This is a genomic window from Gelidibacter sp. (assembly GCF_035577925.1).
Classification (GTDB): domain Bacteria; phylum Bacteroidota; class Bacteroidia; order Flavobacteriales; family Flavobacteriaceae; genus Gelidibacter.
Genome location: NZ_DATJCY010000180.1, coordinates 1 through 4,097 on the forward strand (window position 1 = coordinate 1; position 4,097 = coordinate 4,097).

General features: G+C 39.5%; 4 protein-coding genes. 1 reads left to right on the forward strand and 3 read right to left on the reverse strand.

All coding sequences use genetic code 11. The features are described 5' to 3' along the window. The coding region (locus VNJ50_RS06590) for a UDP-2,3-diacylglucosamine diphosphatase (RefSeq protein ID WP_325580201.1) at positions 1–520 on the forward strand (520 nt) is incomplete at its 5' end. A gap of 244 nt (positions 521–764) precedes the next feature. On the opposite strand, the gene VNJ50_RS06595 is transcribed toward VNJ50_RS06590, so the two are convergent. From VNJ50_RS06595 to VNJ50_RS06605, 3 genes are all read right to left on the reverse strand, one after another. Then, the gene (locus tag VNJ50_RS06595; RefSeq protein ID WP_325580202.1) at positions 765–2,045 is read right to left on the reverse strand and encodes an MFS transporter; all 1,281 of its coding nucleotides are present in this window, start codon (positions 2,043–2,045) and stop codon (positions 765–767) included. A gap of 114 nt (positions 2,046–2,159) precedes the next feature. After that, entirely contained in the window at positions 2,160–3,851 is a 1,692-nt protein-coding gene (recJ, locus tag VNJ50_RS06600) for a single-stranded-DNA-specific exonuclease RecJ (RefSeq protein WP_325580203.1), read from the reverse strand. Positions 3,852–3,960: 109 nt separating this feature from the next. After that, the coding region (locus VNJ50_RS06605; RefSeq protein WP_414652870.1) for an OsmC family protein at positions 3,961–4,097 on the reverse strand (137 nt) is incomplete at its 5' end.

Genomic DNA, 4,097 nt, shown 5'->3' on the forward strand with positions numbered 1-4,097 from the left:
TTCTGGAATTCCCATCTACTATTTTGTTGGCAACCACGATTTGTGGATGGATGGCTACTTTGAAGAAGAACTCAACATTCCTGTTTTTCACCAACCAAAAGAATTTGTTTTTAATGACCAAACCTTTTTTATTGGTCATGGCGATGGTTTGGGGCCACACGACAAGGGCTATAAACGCATGAAAAAAATATTTACCAATCCGTTTTTTAAATGGTGTTTTAGATGGTTGCACCCTGATTGGGGCGTTAGGATTGCACAATACATGTCGGTCAAAAACAAGCTCATTTCTGGTGACGACGACGCCAAGTTTCTTGGTGAAGACAACGAATGGCTAGTGCAGTATTGCAAACGGAAACTAGAAGAAAAACACCGTGATTATTTTGTGTTCGGACACCGACACTTGCCCATGGAAATTAAGCTCAATGAAAACGCTACGTATTTTAACCTCGGCGATTGGATTGGCTTTTATACTTATGGTGTTTTTGATGGAGAGACGTTTGAGTTGAAAACTTACAACTAAAACACATTCGTTTGATAGCCTTTAAAAAGGACATCTCCTTAATCCCGAAGGGATGCCATTATTCTAGGAAACAAATAACAACACGTGCAAAACCCTGAAAGGGTGACATAACACTTGCTGAAAGCTTTATACCACCCCTTCCGGGTTTTCTATCAACACCTATTGTTTTTTATAATCATTTCAGTCCTTCGGACTTTAAATCTAAAAAGTATAATGACCTAAGACAATAATGCCACAAAACTTATTAAGTTTCTTTTTCATGTTCTATCAAATCCTTTCGCAAATCTAGTTTTCTAAAGGATGGCGAAACAATTCCGGTTGTTACTACCGTTACCAAAGTCATGGTACCACCAAAAACAACGGCGGTAACGGTGCCAAAAAGTTTAGCTACCAAACCGCTTTCAAAAGCACCAAGTTCATTGGAAGAACCCACAAACATAGAGTTTACTGATGCTACACGACCACGCATGTGATCGGGCGTTTTTAATTGTAAAATGGTTTGTCGGATTACCATAGATACGCCGTCGGTCACACCACTGAAAAACAGGGCAACGACCGAAATCCAAAACACAGACGATAATCCGAAAATGATAATACAAACTCCAAATCCAAAAATAGCGCCCAGCAATTTCATTCCGGCGTTTTTACTGATCGGAATATAGGCGGTAATCAACATCGTTAAAAACGCACCTACAGCCGGAGCCGCTCTTAATACCCCAAAACCTTCGGAGCCTACTTTCAATATATCTTGCGCAAATATGGGTAATAAGGCCACAGCACCTCCAAAAAGCACGGCCACCATATCTAAGGTTAGCGCCCCTAAAATGGCCTTGGTTTTAAACACAAATCGGAGTCCTTCTTTAAGACTTTGCATCACAGGTTCGCCAATTTTAGGATTCAAGATTGGTTTTTTAGAAATGCGCAATAAATTGATCAGTGCCATCGCCGCGAATCCCAAGATTAAGCACATGGACCAATGCACACCAATCCAACTGATACTGAAACCCGCCAACGCCGGCCCGAGAACAGCACCCACTTGCCATGTTGAACTACTCCAAGTAGCAGCATTGGGATATAGCTTTTTTGGAACAATCAAGGCAATTAATGAAAACACGGTAGGTCCTATAAATGCTCTGACCAAACCGCCACAAAACACCAGTGCATAAATACTATAAAGGATACTATTTGTTGACCAATCTCCAACGATTCTTGGCCATGTCAATAAAAAGAGGCCTAAACTGATCATTGAAAAACCAATAATACATTTGATTAATAGTCCGCGCTTTTCACTTTGATCTACAATATGACCTGCAAACAAGGCTATTGAAAGTGCAGGAATAATCTCCATGAGCCCTATCAAACCCAATGACCACGGATCTTTTGTGAGGGAATAAACCTCCCATTCTATGACAATGAATTGCATAGACCATGCGAAAACAAGAGCAAAACGAACCAATAGAAAAATATTGAATTCTTTAATACGGAGTGCCGCATAAGGGTCTTTTTTAAACGGTTTTTGATCCATAAATAACGGTCCTTTCAAAAATCAATGGATTTTAAAATCCTGAAAGGTGATAAAGTTTTAATACAAATTTTAAACAACAACAGCTCTGCATCAGTTTTTAGGATTAAAAATAACTTAAGATTTAATATCCCTCAACTTCAATTGCAAAGTCACATGGCCTTGCCAATGGTTTTCGTCTATAGAATAGACCGCTTTAAATGGTTTCTTATCGGTAATTAATTCGCACTTATCCCCTAGATTAAAGCCAATACCCACCATTCTGTCTGAGTTTTCGTGCTGCACGGTAACCCTCAAATGCTTATCATCTTCACCAACACATTTGCCATAACCTGTATCGCGTAAATTTTCGGTCATAAAAATGGGTGGCATATTTCCGGGGCCAAATGGTGCAAACTGTTTCAAAATGCGATAAAACTTTGGCGTTATAGCCTCCAAGCCAATAGTCATATCAACCTTAATTTCTGGCGTCAAAAGAGCTTTATCAATGGTTTTGGACACCTCATCTTCAAAAGCCTGTTTAAAGGCTTCATAGTTTTCTTCCTTGAGCGTTAATCCAGCGGCGTATTTATGACCTCCAAACTGCTCTATATGAGCACTGCATGCTTCCAGCGCATTATATACATCAAATCCTGATACCGATCGGGCGGAGGCGGCCAATCGGTCACCACTTTTAGTAAATACCAATGTGGGTTTGTAGTAAGTTTCAATCAACCGTGACGCTACAATACCAATAACGCCTTTATGCCATGACTCTTGATAAACTACTGATGTAAAACGCGATTGCTCATTGGAGTTTTCAATCTGCATTAACGCTTCTTTAGTGATTTGATGGTCAGCTTCTTTTCTATCAGTGTTGAATTGTTCGATTTGAAGGGCATGGATTTTTGCGATGTCTTCATCATGTTCAGTCAAGATGTCGACCGCATGATTGCCGTGTTTCATACGTCCCGCAGCATTAATCCTTGGAGCCACCACAAAAACAACATCGGTTATGGTTAATTTCTTTTTTTGCGCTTGATCTATAATCGCTTTAATACCAGGTCTTGGACAGCTATTGATGATTTCCAATCCAAAATAAGCTAAAACCCGATTCTCTCCAGTAATGGGCACAATGTCGGCACCAATGGCCATCGCTACCAGATCGAGATATTCTTTTAAATCTTCAATAGTTTTACCATCTCTGGAAGCCAACGCCTGAACCAATTTAAAACCCACGCCACAACCGCACAACTCATCATAAGGATACGTGCAATCCTCACGTTTTGGATCTAAAACAGCAACGGCATCAGGAAGTTCGTCACCTGGTCGGTGATGGTCACAGATAATAAAATCAATGCCTTTTTGTTTGGCATAGCCTACTTTATCAATGGCTTTTATGCCACAATCGAGTGCAATAATCAACGTTATGTCATTGTCGTGCGCATAATCTATTCCTTTTATAGAAACGCCATAACCTTCGTCATACCGATCGGGAATATAAGTGGTAACCGTTTCAATTCTTGTTTTTAAATACGATGCCATTAAAGCCACTGCACTTGTACCATCTACGTCATAATCCCCAAAAACCATGATGTTTTCACCTTCCGAAATGGCTTTTTCAATCCGCACAACCGCTTTATCCATATCCTTCATCAAAAAAGGATCGTGTAGCTGATCAAGACTTGGCCTGAAAAAATGTTTGGCATCTTCATAGGATTTAATGCCGCGCTGAAGTAACAGTTGGGCAATAGACTCATCCACTTGAAGTGCCTGACTTAAGTGTTTTATTTTAGAAGGTTCAGGTTTTGGTTTTAGGGTCCAACGCATGGAAAGGTTTCTTGTTTCGAGTTTATAATGTTTCAAGTTCAAGAGACCTAACAGGTTTAAAAAACCTGTTAGGTCTTGTTAAGAACTGTTAGATTATCTTAGTAGAACACTATTTATTATGATAATGGATCGATGTGTTTACTTTGGCAAATTGTCTGAACATTTCCATCACACCACAATATTTCTCAATCGATAAATCGACTGCTTTTTTTATTTTTCCTTCATCTAAATTATCACCGTAAAAAT